19 protein-coding genes are annotated in these 18,210 nt (G+C 66.4%); 11 read left to right on the top strand and 8 right to left on the bottom strand.

Features of this window, described 5'->3' with window-relative positions:
* The first annotated feature begins 73 nt into the window (after positions 1 to 73).
* From IRT45_RS28955 to IRT45_RS28945, 3 genes are all read left to right on the top strand, one after another.
* Positions 74 to 313, top strand: coding sequence for a type II toxin-antitoxin system Phd/YefM family antitoxin (locus tag IRT45_RS28955; RefSeq protein WP_194809009.1), 240 nt, complete (start codon positions 74 to 76; stop codon positions 311 to 313).
* The gene (locus tag IRT45_RS28950; protein WP_194809008.1) at positions 310 to 705 is read left to right on the top strand and encodes a type II toxin-antitoxin system death-on-curing family toxin; all 396 of its coding nucleotides are present in this window, start codon (positions 310 to 312) and stop codon (positions 703 to 705) included. The genes IRT45_RS28955 and IRT45_RS28950 overlap by 4 nt, the downstream gene beginning before the upstream one ends.
* 93 nt (positions 706 to 798) lie before the next feature.
* Positions 799 to 1,218, top strand: coding sequence for a VOC family protein (locus IRT45_RS28945; protein ID WP_194809007.1), 420 nt, complete (start codon positions 799 to 801; stop codon positions 1,216 to 1,218).
* Positions 1,219 to 1,232: 14 nt separating this feature from the next.
* Here the strand turns inward: IRT45_RS28945 and IRT45_RS28940 are convergent, their stop codons facing one another.
* The gene (locus IRT45_RS28940; protein ID WP_194809006.1) at positions 1,233 to 2,045 is read right to left on the bottom strand and encodes an alpha/beta fold hydrolase; all 813 of its coding nucleotides are present in this window, start codon (positions 2,043 to 2,045) and stop codon (positions 1,233 to 1,235) included.
* A 32-nt stretch (positions 2,046 to 2,077) separates the two neighbouring features.
* On the bottom strand, positions 2,078 to 2,869 hold the full coding sequence (locus IRT45_RS28935) for an alpha/beta fold hydrolase (RefSeq protein WP_228535398.1): 792 nt from the start codon (positions 2,867 to 2,869) through the stop codon (positions 2,078 to 2,080).
* Between the two features lie 111 nt (positions 2,870 to 2,980).
* On the opposite strand from IRT45_RS28935, the gene IRT45_RS28930 reads away from it, so the two are divergent.
* Positions 2,981 to 3,865: a LysR family transcriptional regulator gene (locus IRT45_RS28930; protein ID WP_194809005.1), complete on the top strand. Its 885-nt coding sequence runs from the start codon at positions 2,981 to 2,983 to the stop codon at positions 3,863 to 3,865.
* 248 nt (positions 3,866 to 4,113) lie between these two features.
* Entirely contained in the window at positions 4,114 to 4,257 is a 144-nt protein-coding gene (locus tag IRT45_RS28925; RefSeq protein ID WP_156055884.1) for a hypothetical protein, read from the top strand.
* 51 nt (positions 4,258 to 4,308) lie between these two features.
* Here the strand turns inward: IRT45_RS28925 and IRT45_RS28920 are convergent, their stop codons facing one another.
* Positions 4,309 to 4,719, bottom strand: coding sequence for a hypothetical protein (locus IRT45_RS28920; protein ID WP_375540164.1), 411 nt, complete (start codon positions 4,717 to 4,719; stop codon positions 4,309 to 4,311).
* Positions 4,720 to 4,792: 73 nt separating this feature from the next.
* Here IRT45_RS28920 and IRT45_RS28915 point away from each other — a divergent pair, with 73 nt between their 5' ends.
* Positions 4,793 to 5,494, top strand: coding sequence for a type 1 glutamine amidotransferase domain-containing protein (locus tag IRT45_RS28915; protein ID WP_194809004.1), 702 nt, complete (start codon positions 4,793 to 4,795; stop codon positions 5,492 to 5,494).
* A 130-nt stretch (positions 5,495 to 5,624) separates the two neighbouring features.
* Here IRT45_RS28915 and IRT45_RS28910 read toward each other — a convergent pair whose 3' ends face one another.
* The 4 genes from IRT45_RS28910 to IRT45_RS28895 all read right to left on the bottom strand — a co-directional run bounded on the left by IRT45_RS28910 (position 5,625) and on the right by IRT45_RS28895 (position 11,323).
* On the bottom strand, positions 5,625 to 6,614 hold the full coding sequence (locus IRT45_RS28910; protein ID WP_194809003.1) for a sigma-70 family RNA polymerase sigma factor: 990 nt from the start codon (positions 6,612 to 6,614) through the stop codon (positions 5,625 to 5,627).
* A 232-nt stretch (positions 6,615 to 6,846) separates the two neighbouring features.
* A complete protein-coding gene (locus IRT45_RS28905; RefSeq protein ID WP_194809002.1) occupies positions 6,847 to 8,496 on the bottom strand; it encodes an acyl-CoA synthetase in 1,650 nt (549 codons plus the stop codon).
* Positions 8,497 to 8,713: 217 nt separating this feature from the next.
* The gene (locus IRT45_RS28900) at positions 8,714 to 10,255 is read right to left on the bottom strand and encodes an acyl-CoA synthetase (RefSeq protein ID WP_194809028.1); all 1,542 of its coding nucleotides are present in this window, start codon (positions 10,253 to 10,255) and stop codon (positions 8,714 to 8,716) included.
* Positions 10,256 to 10,285: 30 nt separating this feature from the next.
* Positions 10,286 to 11,323: an LLM class F420-dependent oxidoreductase gene (locus IRT45_RS28895; RefSeq protein WP_194809001.1), complete on the bottom strand. Its 1,038-nt coding sequence runs from the start codon at positions 11,321 to 11,323 to the stop codon at positions 10,286 to 10,288.
* A gap of 118 nt (positions 11,324 to 11,441) precedes the next feature.
* Here IRT45_RS28895 and IRT45_RS28890 point away from each other — a divergent pair, with 118 nt between their 5' ends.
* From IRT45_RS28890 to IRT45_RS28875, 4 genes are all read left to right on the top strand, one after another.
* Positions 11,442 to 12,452 carry a Zn-ribbon domain-containing OB-fold protein gene (locus tag IRT45_RS28890; RefSeq protein ID WP_194809027.1) on the top strand — a complete coding sequence of 337 codons (1,011 nt, stop codon included), beginning with the start codon at positions 11,442 to 11,444 and terminating at the stop codon, positions 12,450 to 12,452.
* 12 nt (positions 12,453 to 12,464) lie between these two features.
* Complete coding sequence (locus tag IRT45_RS28885; protein WP_194809000.1) at positions 12,465 to 13,499, top strand: thiolase domain-containing protein; 1,035 nt, start codon at positions 12,465 to 12,467, stop codon at positions 13,497 to 13,499.
* Positions 13,496 to 14,662 (top strand): thiolase domain-containing protein, encoded by a 1,167-nt coding sequence (locus IRT45_RS28880; protein WP_194808999.1) that lies wholly within the window; start codon positions 13,496 to 13,498, stop codon positions 14,660 to 14,662. The genes IRT45_RS28885 and IRT45_RS28880 overlap by 4 nt, the downstream gene beginning before the upstream one ends.
* A 103-nt stretch (positions 14,663 to 14,765) precedes the next feature.
* Positions 14,766 to 15,188, top strand: a complete 423-nt coding sequence (locus tag IRT45_RS28875) for a nuclear transport factor 2 family protein (protein WP_194808998.1) — start codon at positions 14,766 to 14,768, stop codon at positions 15,186 to 15,188.
* Positions 15,189 to 15,274: 86 nt separating this feature from the next.
* On the opposite strand, the gene IRT45_RS28870 is transcribed toward IRT45_RS28875, so the two are convergent.
* Positions 15,275 to 16,459: a cytochrome P450 gene (locus tag IRT45_RS28870; protein ID WP_228535402.1), complete on the bottom strand. Its 1,185-nt coding sequence runs from the start codon at positions 16,457 to 16,459 to the stop codon at positions 15,275 to 15,277.
* Between the two features lie 213 nt (positions 16,460 to 16,672).
* Between IRT45_RS28870 and IRT45_RS28865 the strand changes: the two genes are divergently transcribed.
* Positions 16,673 to 17,839, top strand: coding sequence for a steroid 3-ketoacyl-CoA thiolase (locus IRT45_RS28865; protein ID WP_194808996.1), 1,167 nt, complete (start codon positions 16,673 to 16,675; stop codon positions 17,837 to 17,839).
* Positions 17,840 to 18,210 lie beyond the last annotated feature (371 nt).

The raw sequence follows: 18,210 nt of genomic DNA, 5'->3' as shown, positions 1-18,210 counted from the left end.
GCCGCTCCACCGGTTCGGCCCGGGCGAGTATTTCTTTCGTACGAAACACAAGCACTGACGTACGATTTAGGGCATGACTGCCGCACCGACGCCTGAGAGCTGGGAATTACCCGTCAGCGAAGCAAGAGACCGACTGGCTGAGGTTATCGCCGCGGCCGAAGGCGGCACAGTTGTTCATCTGACGCGCCACGGCCGCCGGGTGGCAGCGGTCGTGCCGGAGCAGATGGCAGAGACCGCCGACGACGAGGTCCGGGCCCTGTCGAAGCGCTTCGCCGACAAGCACCGGAAGCTGCTGGATCGGCTCGCGGAATGACCGAGCCGTCGATCTACTACTTGACGATGGCGGACCTTCGAGCAATCGGCGGCGATGCGGTGGGACCCTTCTCGCTGCGCGATCCCGGTCTGCTCGCTTCGGCGATCGCCCGACCACAAGCGACCATTTTCGGCGCCGATGCATACCCCACCATCTGGGAGAAAGCCTCAGCCCTTCTGCATTCGATTGCCGGCAATCACCCGTTGATCGACGGTAACAAGCGCCTCGCGGTCTCAGCGGCCGTCGTCTTCCTGGCCCGCAATGGTATCGACGTCGACCGTCTGGACGAGGATCATACGTACGACCTCATGATCGAGGTGGCAAAAGGTCAGCTCGTCGAAATCGCGGACATCGCAGCTCGACTCGTCGCTGCGCTCGGTCATACCCGCTGACGACAGCGGCCGAATCACAACCTCTCGATGAGTTTCGATCCGTCACGGCGTCGGTATTGGTGACAGCGGACGTACGCAGGTGAGAGGACCCCCATGCCCAGCAAGATGATCTTCATCAATCTCCCCGTCGAGAATCTGGAGCGGTCCACATCGTTCTACGAGGCGCTGGGCTGGAAGGTGAATCCGGACTTCACCGACGAGAACGCCGCCTGCGTGGTGGTCGACGACAACATCTGCCTGATGCTGCTGGTCCGGCAGTACTTCGACACCTTCACCAACCGCCCGATCGCCGACACTCGGGCGGCCACCGGTTCGATCTACGCGCTGTCACTGGGCAGCAGGGCGGAGGTCGAGTCGCTGCTCGCCGCCGCGGTGGACGCGGGCGCCACGGAGGAGATCAGCGAGGACAAACGCGCCCAGGAGGAGGCGGTGGGCATGTTCAGCCGCGCCTTCGTCGATCCCGACGGTCACCACTGGGAGGCCTTCTGGATGGACTATCCCGGCACCAACTGACCCGCGCCGGGTGTTCATGCCGTCTGCGCGTCCAGGAAGCTGATGATCTTGGCGTGGAAACCGGCCGGATCCTCGCCCGGAGCCCCGTGGCCGGCATCGATCTCGGCATAGCGGGCGTCGGGTATCGCGGCGAGCAGGTGCTGTTGCTGCGCCGCCGGAACGACCCGGTCGTGCGCACTGGCGAGGATCAGCGTCGGCGCGGCGATGCTGCCGAGCAGATCGGTGAGATCCACGGTGCGATCCACCTCGGTCTGCCGTGCGGCGCCGCGCGCGATCACCTTCGCCAGCTGTTCGATCAGGGCCGCGTTCTCTTCCGCGCTCGTCCGGTCCCAGTAGCGCGGACCGAACGCCATCAGCGGCAGCATATGCGCGAACAGGCTGGTGCCGTAGACGGCGTCGGCGCGCAGCACCTCGATCCAGTAGCGGAATTCGGCGTCCATCCGCGCATCGGTGCGCACCCAGCCCGCGTGCATCAGCAGGGAGCGCACGCGGTCGGGGACGGTCGCGGCGACGTGCGCGGCCACCACCGCTCCCAGCGAATGCCCGACCAGGTGGAACCGGTCCAGTCCGGCGTGGTCGGCGACGGCGCGCACCTCGGCGGCCAGATCGGCGACGGTGAGCGCGCCGCCGTGGTCGACCGTGTCGCCGGAGCCCGAATAGTCCAGTGCCACAACGGTATAGCGGTCGGCGATCGCGGCGGTCAGCGGTGCCCACTGGTCGCGGGCGGCCGCCGTGCCGTGGACCAGCACGACCGCCGGACCCGTTCCGGTCACCTCGTAGGCGACCTCGGCGGTTCCCCCGTGGATGCGGGCTGTTGCGAATGTCATCGAATATCCTTGTGTCGCAGTTGGTTCGGTGGTCACGCCGCGGCGGGCAGAGTGAAGTTCACGATCGCCGTGCGCAGTGCGGCCGTGAACTCGGCGGCTCGCTCCTGTTGCGGCATATGGCCCGCACCGGCGATCACGCCGACCCTCGCGCCCGGTGTGAGCGCCGCGCAGGCCCGCGCCACCGCCACCGGGATTTCGGCGTCCAGCTCGCCGTGCAGGTAGTGGATCGGCGTGCGCAGCTGCGGAAGCCGCGGCCGGGGATCGTAGGTGGCGAAGAGGTGGAACAGTTCGTCGATGTACACACCCGAATCGAGAATCTGCCGCACGGTCCAGTCGACCAGCGCCGGTGAGGTTGCCGGGGCGTACCAGTTCGGCACCCATCGCGCGACGAATTCCGCCCGGTGGTACCGCATTTCGCCGATGATCTCGGCCAGCGGCATCCCCTGCCCGGGCCAGTAGGCCGGACCGTCGACCGCGACCACGCCGCCGAGCAGATCCGGATGAGCCAGCGCCAGTTCGGTCGCGAAGGTCGCGCCCACCGAGGATCCGATCACGATCGGGCGATGCAACCCGAGCTGCCGAATGAGGCTTACCAGGTCGGCGAGCACACCGGCGAGGTTGTTGCCGGTGACCGGCCGGTCCGAACGCCCGCAGCCGCGCCAATCGACGGTGACCACCCGGAACTCGGTGACCAGTGCCGCCTGCTGCGCACCCCACACCCGCCCGCTGGTGCCCCAGCCGTGCAGGAACAGCAGCGGCTGTCCGGTTCCCTGATCCTCGTAGTACAGCTGGACGTCATCGACGGTGAGATACGGCATGGTCATCACTTCCCGGTGTGGTTCCGATGTGCTGGGACCAGGAAATCGCGTTCGGCCGCGCCGAAAAATGAGGAGACCGCGCTGGCACTGTTCACCGAAACTGATTAATCTCGCGCCGTGGAGCTCCGCCAATTGCAGTACTTCCTGACCGTGGCCGAGGAACTGCACTTCGGACGCGCGGCCGAGCGGCTGCACATCGTGCAGTCCGCCGTCAGTCAGCAGATCACCCGGCTGGAGCGGGAATTGGGCGTCGCACTGTTCGAGCGGACCACCCGCACGGTGCGCCTCACCGAAGGCGGGCGGCGACTGCTTCCGCACGCCGAACAGGTGCTCGCCGCGGTGGCGCAGGCGCGTGCCGCCATCGACGACCTGCGCGTCGAACGCACCGGCACGATCCGGCTGGGCACCAGCACCGGCCTCGGCACCCGCTTGGAGAACATTCTCGTGGCCTTCGCTCGCCGCGCCCCGGACGCTCGCCTCGAACTGGTCGACGCGGACACCGAGGTTCGGATGAAGCGGGTGCGCTCGGGGGAACTGGATGCGGCGATCGTGCGCGGCCCGCGGGACGAACCCGGGCTCGAACTGCTGCCGCTGTGGTCCGACCGGCTGGTGGCCGCGATCCCCGCTCGGCTCGACCTCGCGGTGCTGCGCGAGATCGATCTCGCGCGCCTCGCGCAGTTGCCACTGCGGCTGGTGGGCCGCACCCGCAATCCCACCCTCTACGACCTGGTCGTCGACTCGTGCCGGGAGGCCGGCTTCGCACCGGCCTTCGGACCGGAGTTCACCACCGAACAGGACACGCTGGCCGCTATCGGCTTCGGCGCGCCGAGCTGGACGGTGTACTACGCGGCCCAGGCGGCGAATCTGTCGTTCCCGGGCGTGGTCTGGCGTCCGCTGCGCAACCCGGAGCCGAGGATGCCGAGCTATCTCGCGGTGCGGCCCGATCCGCCGCGTGCCGAATTGCGGGCACTCATCGAGGCCTGCCACACCGTGACCGATTGATCACCTGATCGCCGCACGACACCGACTGAATCCTTTCCGCCCCAGCAGCTTTCGTCCGGGCCACAGCACGATCCGCCGTAGCGCCCGGCTCGAACCGCGCGAGCCACCGAGCTATTCGCGTGCCACAGGTGCCCCTCGGTCATCGGCGAACACTTCGCAACGGCAATGCGGTGCGAAGCGGGTATTCTCCTGTGGCGCAACCACTTCCGTCTCTCGTATGCTTGAACCCCGAGAGGTGGGGGGACAGGGTGAAACGTTCGCTGATGTTCGTCATGGCTGCCGTCGCGGCGCTCTCGAGCTATGACTACGCACGCTCCCCCGGCCACATCGGCATGGCGGTGGCCGCCGGAGTCGTCATCACGATCTGGCTGACCGCCAAGGCGATCGACTGACAGCCGTGTGGCCCTCGACCAGGGTCGAGGGCCACAGCGACCGCAGCGCGGTCACACATCGGCCGGCACCCGCTCGCGACGAGTCGACCGGAACGTCGCCCAGGCGAGCGCCGCCGCCAGTACCGCGATCCCCCACCGCGGCACCGAAGGCGGCGGAGAACCCGTCGGTGAGGGCATCGGCGTCACCGATGCGGTCGGCTCCGGCGGCCGAGGCGATCCGATCTGGTAGCCGGTCTTCACCAGTCCGGACGCCAGGCCGCCCTGCTCCGGCCGCGCCGCGGAGATGGCGGTCTGCAGCGACGGGACGAAGGCCAGCGACGTCCCGAACGCGGCCGGCAGCGATCCGGGCAGCACGTCGATCCAGAAGTTGCCGTCGGCCCGGATGAAGGTCAGCCAGACCAGCCGGCACCCAGGACCAGCAACGCAGGTGCGCACCTGTTGTGTCTCGAATCCACGTTTCAAGATGGCTGGGCACGAGCGCCAGGGCGGTTGGGGTGTCACGCTGAAGAAGGGGCCGGTGTGAGAGGAGTGTGTTGTGTCGAAGCCGAAAATCTTGTTCATCGTCAACGGGGCCACATACTGGGTGCTGAAGGACGGCACGAGGTACGCGACCGGCTACTGGGCCGAGGAGTTCGCCAATCCCTACAAGATGCTTACTGACGCAGGCTACGAAGTCGTCGTCGCCACTCCGGGTGGCACCACGCCGAACGTCGACATGATGAGCCTGCGCCCCGCGATGGCAGGGGGCGAACAGGCCGCGTTGGACCTGGAGGCGATCATTCGCGATGCGGAGGCTATGCGTCGGCCGCTCGAGTTGTCGGATGTGCGTCTGGAGGACTACGTGGCTGTCTACTTGCCCGGTGGCCACGGCCCCATGGCCGACCTGGCGTTCGACGCCGATGCGGGCCGCCTGCTCACAGCGCAGTTGGAGTCGGGCAACCCGCTGTTCATCGTGTGCCACGCGCCGTCCGCGATGCTGGCCACCAGGATTCACGGCGTCTCGCCTTTCCAGGGCTACAACGTCACCGGCTTCTCCAACGAAGAGGAAGAGGCCGTCGGCCTCGCCTCACGGGCCACATGGCTGCTGGAGACGGACCTGAAGGAGAAGGTCAAGGTCAACTACAGCCGCGGCCCCATCTGGGAGCCCTACATGGTCGAGGACCGTAACCTCGTCACCGGCCAGAACCCACACTCCGCCGCGGTTCTGGGAGGGCGGATGCTGGAAATCCTCGAGTAGAGGCGGCATGGGAGCCACCGCCGCCCGGTCCGAGCGGCGCTCCCGAACATGTACACAGCACGCCGCCGGCCTCCGATGAAGTGCCGGCGTTCAGGAGGCTTCGGGATTACGTTCGTCGAGCATTCGAGGATCAGTCGCGCAGCTCCGGCGGCAACCCGAACAGCGGGAACAGCCGGTCGGTGTCGAGGAAGAAGTTCAACCCGCTGATCGCGGGACCGTCGAATTCCAGCACCGTGATCGACCAGGGCGAGAAGACCCCCGGCTCGTCGGTGGGTTTGTACTGGCCGAAGGCCGGAAGTCCGTTGGCGCCGGCCAGCGGGATCAACCGCGAACCCCGGCAGGCCGAGGGACCCGGCGACAGCATGAATTGAGCGACGTTCTCCGGACCTGAGACCCACAGCTCGATGGGCGGCATCGACAGCGCGACATCCTGTTTCAACAGCGAGGTGAGCGCATCCATGTCGTAGGCCTCGAAGGCGCGCACGAAACCGTCGACGAGTTTGCGCTGACTGTCATCGGATTCGTCGTAGCCGCTCGACTCCGAGGGCTGTACCTTCGACATGGTCGCGCGCGCCCGCTGCAGCGCGCTGTTCACCGAGGCCGGCGACATCGTCAACATCTCGGCCGTCTCGTTGGCCGAGAACCGCAGCACCTCCCGCATGATGAGGATCGCCCGCTGGGTCGCCGGCAGGTGCTGACAGGCCGCCACGAACGCCAGCCGTAGCGAATCCTTGGTGCTGGCATGTTCGGCCGGGTCGGCGCCGAAGGCCAGTGCGTTCGGAATCGGTTCCACCCACACGTAATCCGGCTGCGGCGGCGGTAGCGGGCTGTCCGGACTCGACGGCCCGGACAGATCCATCGGCCGGGCCCGGCGCTGGGGACCGTCGAGCATATCGAGGCAGATGTTCGTGGTGATCTTGTACAGCCACGATCGCAGGCTGGACCGACCCTCGAACGAGTCGTAGGCCTTCCACGCCCGAGTGAAAGTCTCCTGAACCGCGTCCTCTGCCTCGAACGAGGAACCCAACATCCGATAGGCGTAAGCACACAGCTCCCGCCGGTAACTCTCGAATTGCTGCAGCACGTCGTCGACGGTGCCGGCGGAAGCTTGTTCGCTCATGCGGATCACTGTGGCACAGGGCACCGACAGAAAACACCCCGGAAGTAGGGGCATGGACGCGGACGCCGTGCTCAGCAGGCCGCGGCACCGCAATGGCCCTCGACGGATATACGGCCGACGGAGGTCGACGCCTTCGGCGATACGAATTCGCCGCGCCCCCACTGCGATGACGGGAGCGCGGCGATATCGATTGCCAGTTATTTACTTCGGCGAGCTATCTATTTCGGCGTGGCTATTTCGAGGACGCCTGGGATTCCTCGTCGGCCGGCCGTGAGCGGGCATGTTCGTTGGCCCACCGGTAGTCGGGCTTTCCGGCCGGCGAACGCTTGATCTCCGCCACGAACCACAGGCTGCGCGGCAGCTTGTAGGAGGAGATCTCCTTGGTCAGCACCGGACGCAGTTCCTCGAGCGTCGGACGGTTGCCACCGCGACACTGCACGACCGCGGCCACCCGCTGCCCCCAGCGCTCGTCCGGCACACCGATCACCAGCGCGTCGAAGATCTCCGGGTGGCATTTGAGCGCGCCCTCGACCTCCTCCGGGTAGATCTTCTCGCCGCCGCTGTTGATGCTGACCGATCCGCGGCCCAGCATCGTCACGGTGCCGTCCTCCTCGACCCGGGCGAAGTCGCCGGGAATCGAGTAGCGAACGCCGTTGAACTCCTTGAACGTCGCGGCGGTCTTCACCGGGTCGTTGTAATAACCGAGCGGGATGTTGCCGGTGCGGGCCAGCACGCCCACCTGACCGGAGCCGGGCGCGACGGGGTTGCCCTCCTCGTCGATGACTGCGGTGGAGGCGTCGATCTTGACCCGGGGCCCACCGGTGTGGGTCGCGCCCTTGGCCGCCACCGACAGGCCGCCGAAACCGGTTTCCGAAGAGCCGATGGAATCGGTGATGACCGTATTCGGCAGCAGCTCGATGAACTCGTCCTTCAGCGCCGGGGAGAACAGCGCCGCACTGCTGGCCATCGCCCACAGATTCGCATGCTGGTACGGCTCACCGGTTTCCGGATGGCCTTCCTTGAGCGCGTCGAGCATCGGCCGCGCCATGGCGTCACCGGTGATGAAGATCAGATTCACGCCGTGGCGGTCGATCGCCTGCCACACGGTGTGGGCGCTGAACTCCGGCAGCATGATCGTCTTGCCGCCGTCGAACAGGCCGTGGAAGGTCGCCGACTGCGAACCGCCGTGGATCATCGGCGGGATCGGGTAGCGGACCATCTGCCCACCGGCGGCGCCGGCCTTGGCCTGCTGCCACTCGTCCTCGAGCGCCTCGCCGGTGACGAAGTTGATGCCGCCGCCGAGCACCCGCCACCAGTCCTCGTGCCGCCACATCACACCCTTGGGCATGCCGGTGGTGCCGCCGGTGTAGATCATGAAGATGTCGTCGTTGGAGCGGTCGCCGAAGTCGCGCTCACCGTGCGAAGCGGCCAGTGCCGCTTCGTATTCCACCGAATCCGCGGGCAACGGCACCTCGGCTTCGGTACCGTCGTTCACGGCGATGACCGTCTTCAACTTCGGCGTGTTCGGCCGCACCGCCGACACCTTGTCGCTGTAGCGACGTTCGTGAATCAGCGCGACCATATCGGAATTGTCGAAAAGGTATTGCAACTCGTTCTCGACGTACCGGAAGTTCACGTTGATCATTACTGCCCGCGCCTTGAAGATCGCGACCATGGCCTCCACGGCCTCGATCGTGTTGCGCGAGTAGATGCCGACCTTGTCACCCGGCTGCACACCCTGTTCTTGCAGGTAGTGCGCCAATCGGTTGGCCCGATCCTCCAGCTCGGCATAGGTCACCGAGCGGACGTCGTCGGCCAGCGCGACACGGTCCGGCACGAGGTCGATGGTGTGTTCGACAAGGTCCGCTATGTTGTAGCTCACAGGACCAAAATAGAACGTGTTCTCACGCCTGACAAGACTTGATTTACACAGTTTACTAATTCCGCCGAAGCGGCAGCGGGTTTCGCCGGAACGCGTATTCTGCGACGCCGACGAGCCCGCCGGGCACAGCCGGGCGGGCTCGAAGGCGCCGCGATCGAGGACGCCCCACACAGGGCAGGACGGTAAGGGCGTCCGGACTCGATCGGCGAGACTGCGGCTACGCGGGCACGTAACGCTCGCGCAGTTTGCGCTTGTACAACTTGCCGTTCGGATCGCGCGGCAGTTCGGGCAGGTATTCGATGCTCTTGGGCAGCTTGTACTTCGCCAGGCGAGCCGCGGCGAACTCCATCAGTTCCCGGGTCAGCTCGCCGTCTGCCGCGATCCCTTCGGCCGGCTGCACGACCGCCTTCACCTCCTGACCCCAATCCGGATGCGGGATACCGAAAACCGCGACGTCGGCGACCTTGGGATGGGTGATCAACTCGCCCTCGATCTCGGCCGGATAGATGTTCACACCCCCGGACAGGATCAGGTCCGAGCGCCGATCGTGCAGGAACAGATAGCCGTCGGCATCCATATGCCCGATGTCGCCCACGGTGAACAGATCGCCCACCCGCGCGTCCTCGGTCTTCGACTTGTCCTTGTGGTACTCGAAGTTGGAACCGCCCATCTTCATGTACACCTGGCCGACCTCGCCCGGCGCGACCTCGTTGCCGTCCTCGTCGAGCACCTTCACCACCGCGTACGGCCACGCCTTGCCGACCGAACCCGGTTTGCGCAACCACTCCTCGCCCGAGATCGACGTGCCGCCGCCCTCGGTCGCCGCGTAGTACTCGGTGACGACCGGACCCCACCACTCCAGCATCCTGCGCTTGGTCTCCTGCGGGCACGGCGCGGCGCCGTGGATCATGCAGCGCAGCGAGGAGACGTCGTAGCGCGCCCGCACCTCCTCCGGGAGGGCGAGCAGACGGTGGAACTGGGTGGGGACCATATGACTGTGGGTCACGTGATGCGTATCGATCAGCCGCAGCATCTCCTCCGGATCCCACTTGTCCATCAGAACCACCGTGTGCCCCAGCTGAATCGAGATGGAGGCGAAGTTCAGCACCGCGGTGTGATAGAGCGGCGAGCCGCAGATGTGCACGTGGTCGTCGAAGGGCTGGATGCCGAAGAGGCCGAAGAAGCCGGTCGCCTGCGGGCCCACCACATCGGGATCGGCGCCGGTCAGCGGACGCCGAACTCCCTTGGGGCGTCCGGTGGTTCCCGAGGTGTAGAGCATCGGCGCACCGGTGGTCCGGACGTCGGGGCGCCCGGACTCCCCCGCGCCGAGTTCGGCCAGAGGCTGGAAACCGTCGATGTCGCCCACCGAATAGCGAGCGCTCGCAGGTACATTCGCCTCGTCGGCGGCGACGGTCGCGGCCTCGGCGAAGCGCTCGTCGGCGATGAACACCTTCGCCTCGCTGTCGCCGAGGATGTAGGCGATCTCCGGCCCGGTCAGATGCCAGTTCACCGCGACGATGTACAGCCCGGCCTGATACGCCGCGAAGTACACGGCGAGCGCCTCGGTGGTGTTGTGCACCATCGACACCAGCACATCACCGGGCCGTAACCCCTTGGCCTGTAAGCCTCGTGCGATGCGGTCGGCCTGATCCGACAGCTCCCGGTAGCCGACCTCCCGCCCCGACGGATCGACGACCGCGATCCGATCGGGGTCGGTGGCCGCGATATTCCACAGTCCCAGCTTCTGTGCCGGCTCCATCGAAGTCACTCCTCGATTCTAGAACGTGTTCTACATCTGAACAAGGGGGGCGAGGCGGTGCAACTGTGCCACGTCACGCACCGTCACCAGCAGCATTCCGACGCCCGCCGCCTCCCAGACCTTCAGCTGGGAGCGCACATGGTCCTCGTCGCCGATGATGGCGGTGTCGAGGATCAGCTGGTCCGGAATCACGGCGGCGGCCTCCTCCTTGCGGCCGGAGCGGAACAGCCGGGTGATCTCGTCGACCTCGGCGCCGTAGCCCATCCGGCGGTAGACCTGGGCGTGGAAGTTCAGCTCCTCGGCGCCCATGCCGCCGATGTAGAGCGCCATCACCGGCTTGATCCGATCGATCTCGGCGCGGGCGTCGTCGGTGATGATCACCTGGCAGCTCGCCGCGATCTCGAAGTCCTCCCGAGAACGCCGGGCGCCTGGCCGGGCAAACCCCTCGTCCAGCCATTCGTCGTACATTCCGGCCAGTCGCGGCGTGTAGTAGATCGCCAGCCAGCCGTCGGCGATCTCGGCCGTCAGCGCCACGTTCTTCGGCCCTTCGGCGCCGAGCCAGATCGGCAGATCCGCACGTAGCGGATGGGTGATCGGCTTGAGCGGTTTACCCAGGCCGGTCGAGCCGGGCCCGTCGTAGGGCAGCCGGTACTGCGCGCCCTGGCTCACCACCGGCGCCTGCCGGGCCAGCACCTGGCGGATGATCCCGACGTACTCCCGGGTGCGCTGCAACGGCTTGGCGAACGGCTGGCCGTACCAGCCCTCCACCACCTGCGGACCGGAGACGCCCAGGCCCAGGATGTGGCGGCCACCGCTGAGGTGATCGAGGGTCAGCGCGGCCATCGCGGTCGCGGTAGGGGTGCGGGCGGACAGCTGCACCACGGAGGTTCCCAGCCGCACCCGCTGCGTGGCCGAGCCCCACCAGGCCAGCGGCGTGAAGGCATCCGAACCCCAGGACTCGGCGGCGAAGACCGCGTCGAATCCGGCCTCTTCGGCGGCCACCACCAACTCCCCGGCGTTGGGCGGCGGTCCCGCACCCCAATATCCGAGCTGCAATCCGAACCGCATCGTCGACTCCTTTCGCCCAGCCCGTTTCACCGGGCCCGTCGCCGGACACCTTTCCAGGTAGCTCTTGCCACCAGAATAAGAACCTGTTCTACTCGATATCGTGACCAATGGGAACACCATGACCGGCGTAATCGCGAAAGGCAGCGGTCCGGAAGCGGAACCCGCACCCGAGGTACTCAGCGCCGAACTACGGATGAAGTTCGACTACACCCGATCGGTCGGACCGACCATCGGCCGGTTCCTGACCGGGCTGCGCGAGGGCCGGATCGTCGGCGTCCGCGGCAGCGACGGCCGGGTGATCGTGCCGCCGGCGGAATTCGATCCGGTGACCGCGGAGCGGCTGACCGACTTCGTCGACGTCTCCGATGTCGGCACGGTGCAGAGCTGGAGCTGGGTCGCCGATCCGCTGCCCGGCCAGCCGTTCGACCGCCCCTTCGCCTGGGCGCTGGTGAAATTCGACGGCGCCGACACCGCGGTGCTGCACGCACTCGACGTGTCGTCTCCCGACGAGGTGCGCAGCGGATTGCGCGTGCGGGTGCGCTGGGCCGCCGAACGCAGCGGCAGCATCCACGACATCGCCTGCGTCGAACCGGGCGAGACCTCTTCGGCCCCAGACGGTTCCACCTCGCCGGATGGCGATGCGGCCGAGCCGGTCACCGGCATCGTCACCCCGATCGACCTGCGGTACAAGCACACCGCCTCGCCGACCGAGACGCGGTATCTGAAGTCGCTGGTCGAGGGTCGCCTGATCGGTGGTCGCGCCGACGCCGAGAGCAAGGTGTACTTCCCGCCCCGCGGCGCCGACCCGATCGACGGCCGCCCGACCGACGAGATGGTCGATCTGCCCGACACCGGCACCATCACCACGTTCTGCATCGTGAACGTGCCGTTCATGGGACAGAAGATCAAACCGCCGTACGTCACCGCGTACGTATTGCTCGACGGCGCCGATATTCCGGTGCTGCACCGGGTGCTGGGCTGTGACCCCAGCGAAGTCCGCATGGGTATGCGCGTGAAGGCGGTGTGGAAGCCGCGCGAGGAGTGGGGTTACACGCTGGAGAACGTGGACCACTTCGAGCCCAACGGCGAGCCGGACGCGGACTACGACAGCTACCGGCACCACCTCTAGGAGCGAAACACCTTGAGCGACAACGCAACAGATATCGCGGTGGTGGGCTTCGCCCACGCCCCGCATGTCCGTGAAACCTACGGCACCACCAACGGTGTCGAAATGCTGGTCCCGTGCTTCCGGCAGCTGTACGACAAACTCGGCATCGGCGTCTCCGATATCGACTTCTGGTGCTCGGGATCCTCGGATTACCTTGCCGGACGCGCCTTCTCGTTCATCTCCGCGATCGACTCGATCGGCGCCGTGCCCCCGATCAACGAATCGCACGTCGAAATGGACGCGGCCTGGGCGCTGTACGAGGCGTGGGTCAAACTGCGCTCCGGACAGGCCGAGACGGCCCTGGTCTACGGCTTCGGCAAGCCGTCGGCCGGCACGCTGCGGCAGGTGCTGACGCTGCAGATGGATCCGTACCTGGTGGCCCCGCTGTGGCCGGACGCGGTATCGGTGGCCGGTCTGCAGGCCCGGGCCGGGCTCGACGCCGGAAATTGGACCGAACGCGATATGGCCGCGGTCTCGGCCGCCGACGACGCCGAGATCGAGAAGCGGCTCGCCGCACCGTATGTCGCGAATCCGCTGCGCGAACACGACATCGCGCCGATCACCGACGGCGCCGCGGCGATCGTGCTGGCCCGCGGCGACAAGGCCCGCGAGCTGTGCGAGCGGCCGGCCTGGCTGACCGGTATGGCGCACCGCATCGACACCCCGATGATCGGCGCGCGCGATCTGACCACCTCCCCTTCCACCGGGGCCGCGGCCAAGGCGGTGCTCGGCGGGGATGCGAGCGGATTCGATGTCGCCGAACTGCATGCGACCTACAGCCATGAACAGCTGATCCTGAAGCAGGCCATCGGGCTGAGCGAGTCCACCCGCATCAACCCCTCGGGTGGTGCGCTGGCGGGCAACCCGATGTTCGCCGCCGGTCTGGAACGAATCGGCTACGCGGCCAACGAAATCATGAACGGCACCGCCGAGCGAGCCCTCGCCCACGCCACCAGTGGTCCGGCGTTGCAGCAGAACTTGGTGGCCATCCTGGAGGCTGGACGATGACCAATCAAGCCGCCGTACTCGGCACGGGACAAACCCATCACGTGACGAAACGGACCGATGTCTCCATGGCCGGTATGTGCCGCGAGGCAATCGATCGTGCACTCGAAGATGCCGATCTGACCATGGCCGATATCGATGCGGTGATCGTCGGTAAGGCGCCGGATCTGTTCGAGGGCTCGATGATGCCCGAACTGTTCATGGCGGATGCTTTGGGCGCCACCGGAAAACCGCTGCTGCGCGTGCACACCGCGGGTTCGGTCGGCGGTTCGACCGGCGTGGTCGCCACCAACCACGTGCAGGCCGGCGTGTACCGGCGGGTGCTGGCGATCTGCTGGGAGAAGCAGTCCGAATCCAATGCCATGTGGGCCCTGTCGAATCCGGTGCCGTTCACGATGCCGGTCGGTGCCGGTGCGGGTGGATACTTCGCACCGCATGTGCGCGCGTACATCCGGCGGGCCAATGCTCCCCTGCACATCGGCGCGATGGTCGCGGTGAAGGATCGCCGCAACGGCGCGAAGAATCCGTTCGCGCATCTGCGCCAGCCCGATATCACCATGGAATCGGTACTCGCGTCCCAAATGCTCTGGGACCCGGTGCGTTTCGACGAGACCTGCCCGTCCTCCGACGGTGCGTGCGCGATCGTGATCGGTAACGAGGAATCGGCGAAGGCGGCCGAGGCGTCGGGTAAGAAGGTCGCGTGGGTGCACGGCACGGCCATGCGCACCGAACCGCTGGCCTACTCCGGCCGCGACCAGGTCAACCCGCAGGCCGGCCGCGACGCCGCGGCCGCGCTGTGGAAGCAGGCCGGGATCACCAATCCGCTCGAGGAGATCGACGCGGCCGAGATCTACGTCCCGTTCTCCTGGTTCGAGCCCATGTGGCTGGAGAACCTGGGCTTCACCCCCGAGGGCGAGGGCTGGAAGCTGGTCGATGCACGCGAGACCGAGATCGGCGGGAAGCTGCCGGTCAATCCCTCGGGTGGCGTGCTGAGTTCCAATCCGATCGGCGCATCCGGCATGATCCGCTTCGCGGAGGCGGCCAAGCAGGTAATGGGCCGGGCGGGCGATTACCAAGTCGAGGGCGCCCGAAAAGCGTTCGGCCATGCCTATGGTGGCGGATCACAGTACTTCTCGATGTGGGTAGTGGGCTCGGAACCACGGTGACGCGCAATTCCGCCGGCATTTCCGGGTGACCGGATTGCCGGCGGAAAGCACATTTGCAATTCCATCAGCAAATTCGCCGAAACCACCGAGCCGGGAGTCCGAGATGACCGCAACCACCACCACCGAACATCCGGCGCGCCTCGCCGGACGGGCCTCCCAGGCCGCGGTGCGCGCCCGGGACAAGGAGGCGTGGCTGGCACTGTTCGCCGCCGACGGCATCGTCGAGGATCCGATCGGCCCCTCCGTCTTCGATCCCGAAGGTGTGGGCCACCGCGGCCGCGATGCCATCGCGGCGTTCTGGGACAAGGCCATCGCCCCGACCGAATCCATCGATTTCGTCTTCGGCGACTCCTTCGCCTGCGGCAGTGAGGTGGCCTTCACCGGCCTGATCCGCACCCAGCTGGGCGGACACGTCATCGACGCCGAGGGCGTATTCACCTACAAGGTCGACGACGCCGGGAAGATCGTGGCGCTGCGCGCGTTCTGGGAGACCGATCGCGCGATGGGAACCATGCGCAAGCAATGAGGCCGTGCCGCACGAACAAGCCGCGCGAACACACAGGGCGGGCACTCTGAACGAGTGCCCGCCCTGCCCGTGTTTCAGGGTGCGAATCAGCCCCTGGTCTTGTAGTCGACCTGGAATTCCTTGATGCCGTTGAGCCAGCCCGAGGTCAAGCGCTTGGGGTCGCCGAGCTTGGTGATGTCGGGCAGGTGGTCGGCGATGGCGTTGAAGATCAGGTCGATCTCCAGCCGCGCGAGGTTGGCGCCGATGCAGAAGTGGGCGCCGGTGCCACCGAAGGACAGGTGCGGATTCGGATCACGCGTGATGTCGAAGGTGTACGGGTTCTCGAACACCTCCTCGTCGAAATTGGCCGAGCGGTACATCAGCAGGACGCGCTGACCCTTCTTGATCTGCACCCCGGACAGTTCGGTGTCGACCAGCGCGGTCCGCTGGAACGAGCTCACCGGTGTGGCCCAGCGGATGATCTCGTCGGCGGCGGTGGCGGGCCGCTCGCGCTTGTAAAGCTCCCACTGCTCCGGGTTCTCCAGGAACGCGATCATGCCGTGGGTGATGGCGTTGCGGGTGGTCTCGTTACCTGCCACCGCGAGCAGGATGACGAAGAAGCCGAATTCCTCCGAGGTCAGCGCCTCACCGTCGATATCGGCGTTGACCAGGGCGGTGACGATGTCCTCGGCCGGTTGAGCCTTGCGGGCCTCGGCCATCTGCCAGGCGTAGCCGAGAATCTCCATCGAGGAGGCGGCCGGGTCGGCATCGCTGTCCGGATCGTCGTAACCGGTCATCTCGTTGGACCACTGGAAGACCTTCATCCGGTCTTCCTGCGGGACGCCGATGAGTTCGGCGATCGCCTGCAGCGGCAGCTCGCAGGCCACCTGGGTGACGAAGTCGCCCGCGCCGCTGGCCGCGGCCGCGTCGACGATCGACTTGGCGCGGGCGGACAACTCCGCGCGCAGGCCGTTGATCGCGCGCGGGGTGAAGCCCTTGGAGATCAGTTTGCGCAGTTTGGTGTGTTCGGGCGCATCCTTGTTGATCAGGATGTGGCGCTGCAGCTCGATGGCCTCGCGCGGGATGTCGTCGTTGAAGCGGGGAATCGCGGTGTTCTCGTAGGTGGAGAAATCGTCGCGCCGCGAGACCTCCTTGACATCGGCGTGCTTGGACACGACCCAGAAACCGTCGTCGTGGAACCCTCCGACCTCCGGAGACTGCGGGTTCCACCAGATCGGCGCGGCCCGGCGCAGCTCCGCGAACTCTTCGACGGGAATGCCGCGGGCCCACATATCGGGATCTGTGGCGTCGAACCCCTCGGGGAGGTTCGGAGCTACATGGGTGTCAACCACCAGTTGTCTCCTTCGACTAACTGAAACACGTTCTACCTTCATTGCAGCATAGGTGGTATCAGTAGTAAAGAAGCCATAGTCCGCCCTCAGTACATCCACAGAACTTGTTCCAGTTTCTGTGCTGATACGGATGCTGTTCGAAAGGTTGAAGTTATGGGCACCCCCGTCATCGTCGAGGCCGCGCGCACCCCGATCGGCAAACGCAACGGCTGGCTGGCCGGCCTGCACGCCGCCGAGGTGCTCGGCGCCGCCCAGCGCGGCGTCCTCGAGCGCGCACAGCTCGATCCGGCACTGGTCGAACAGGTCATCGGCGGCTGCGTCATGCAGGTCGGCGAGCAGGGCAACAACGTCACCCGCACCGCGTGGCTGCACGCCGGACTCCCCTGGCAGGTCGGCGCGACCACCATCGACTGCCAGTGCGGATCCGCCCAGCAGGCCAACCACCTGATCGCCGGGCAGATCGCCCAGGGCGCGATCGATATCGGCGTCGCCTGCGGCGTCGAATCCATGAGCCACGTCCCGCTGGGCGCGAACGTGGGCGAGAACGCCGGCCCCCGCCGCCCGGCGAGCTGGGATATCGATATGCCCAATCAGTTCGAGGCGGCCGAGCGAATCGCCAAGCGTCGCGGCATCACCCGCGACGATATCGACGAATTCGGCGTGCGCTCACAGCGTTTGGCCGCTCAGGCCTGGGCGGAAGGGCGGTTCGACCGCGAGGTGCTGACCATCGCCGGCGCGCCGCAGGTCGACAAAGAGGGCACCCTCACCGGCGAGAGGCTCGACGTCGATCGGGACCAGGGTTTGCGCGAGACCAGCAGGGAGAGCCTGGCGAAGCTGAAGCCGGTGCTGGAGGGTGGAATTCACACCCCCGGCACCTCGTCGCAGATCTCCGACGGTGCGGCCGCGGTGCTACTCATGGACGAACAGGCCGCGGCGCGTGCCGGACTGAAGCCGCGGGCTCGCATCGTCACCCAGTGCCTCGTCGGCGCCGAGCCGGAGTTCCACCTGGACGGTCCGGTGCAGGCGACCACGCGCCTGCTCGAGAAGTCGGGCATGAGCATCGCCGATATCGATCTCTTCGAAATCAACGAGGCCTTCGCCTCGGTCCCGCTGTCGTGGGCCTCGGTGCACAAGCCGGATATGGATCGGGTCAATGTCAACGGCGGTGCGATTGCGATCGGACATCCGGTCGGCAGCACCGGGTCACGTTTGATCACCACCGCCCTGCACGAGCTCGAGCGCTCCGACAAGTCGATCGCAATGGTCCTCATGTGCGCCGGTGGCGCACTTGCGACCGGGACAATCATCGAGAGGTTGTAATACCGAACAGATTTCATCCGAAGTTGAACGTTCATCCTCACAGCTCCGAGACGTGTCGTACGCCACACAAACTGCGATACAGACAAAAGGATGAGATGTCAGCTATCTTCCGGTTATCAATGGCCCGTGGGGCGAGACTCGTTCGACGGGCCAGAACCGGAGCGTACTGCCCCTCGACCAGTGAGGGTGCGTTGCCCCGCAAACGTGCCGACGCTGAACAGTTCCCGGACGGCCGACCTGGAAGCTTCAAGGAAATCCTGAATCAGGCGTAGGTTTTCAGTTACTCAGCCGCTAATATCAATGATACGTATCCGAGATAACGACTGTTAGTACAGCGAAGGGAATTGGGCGGCTCACAACGGCACGCAACC

Origin of the sequence: Nocardia sp. BSTN01 (genome assembly GCF_015354405.1) — a bacterium.
In the GTDB taxonomy this organism is placed as follows: domain Bacteria; phylum Actinomycetota; class Actinomycetes; order Mycobacteriales; family Mycobacteriaceae; genus Nocardia.
This window is presented reverse-complemented; position numbering and strand designations above follow the sequence as displayed.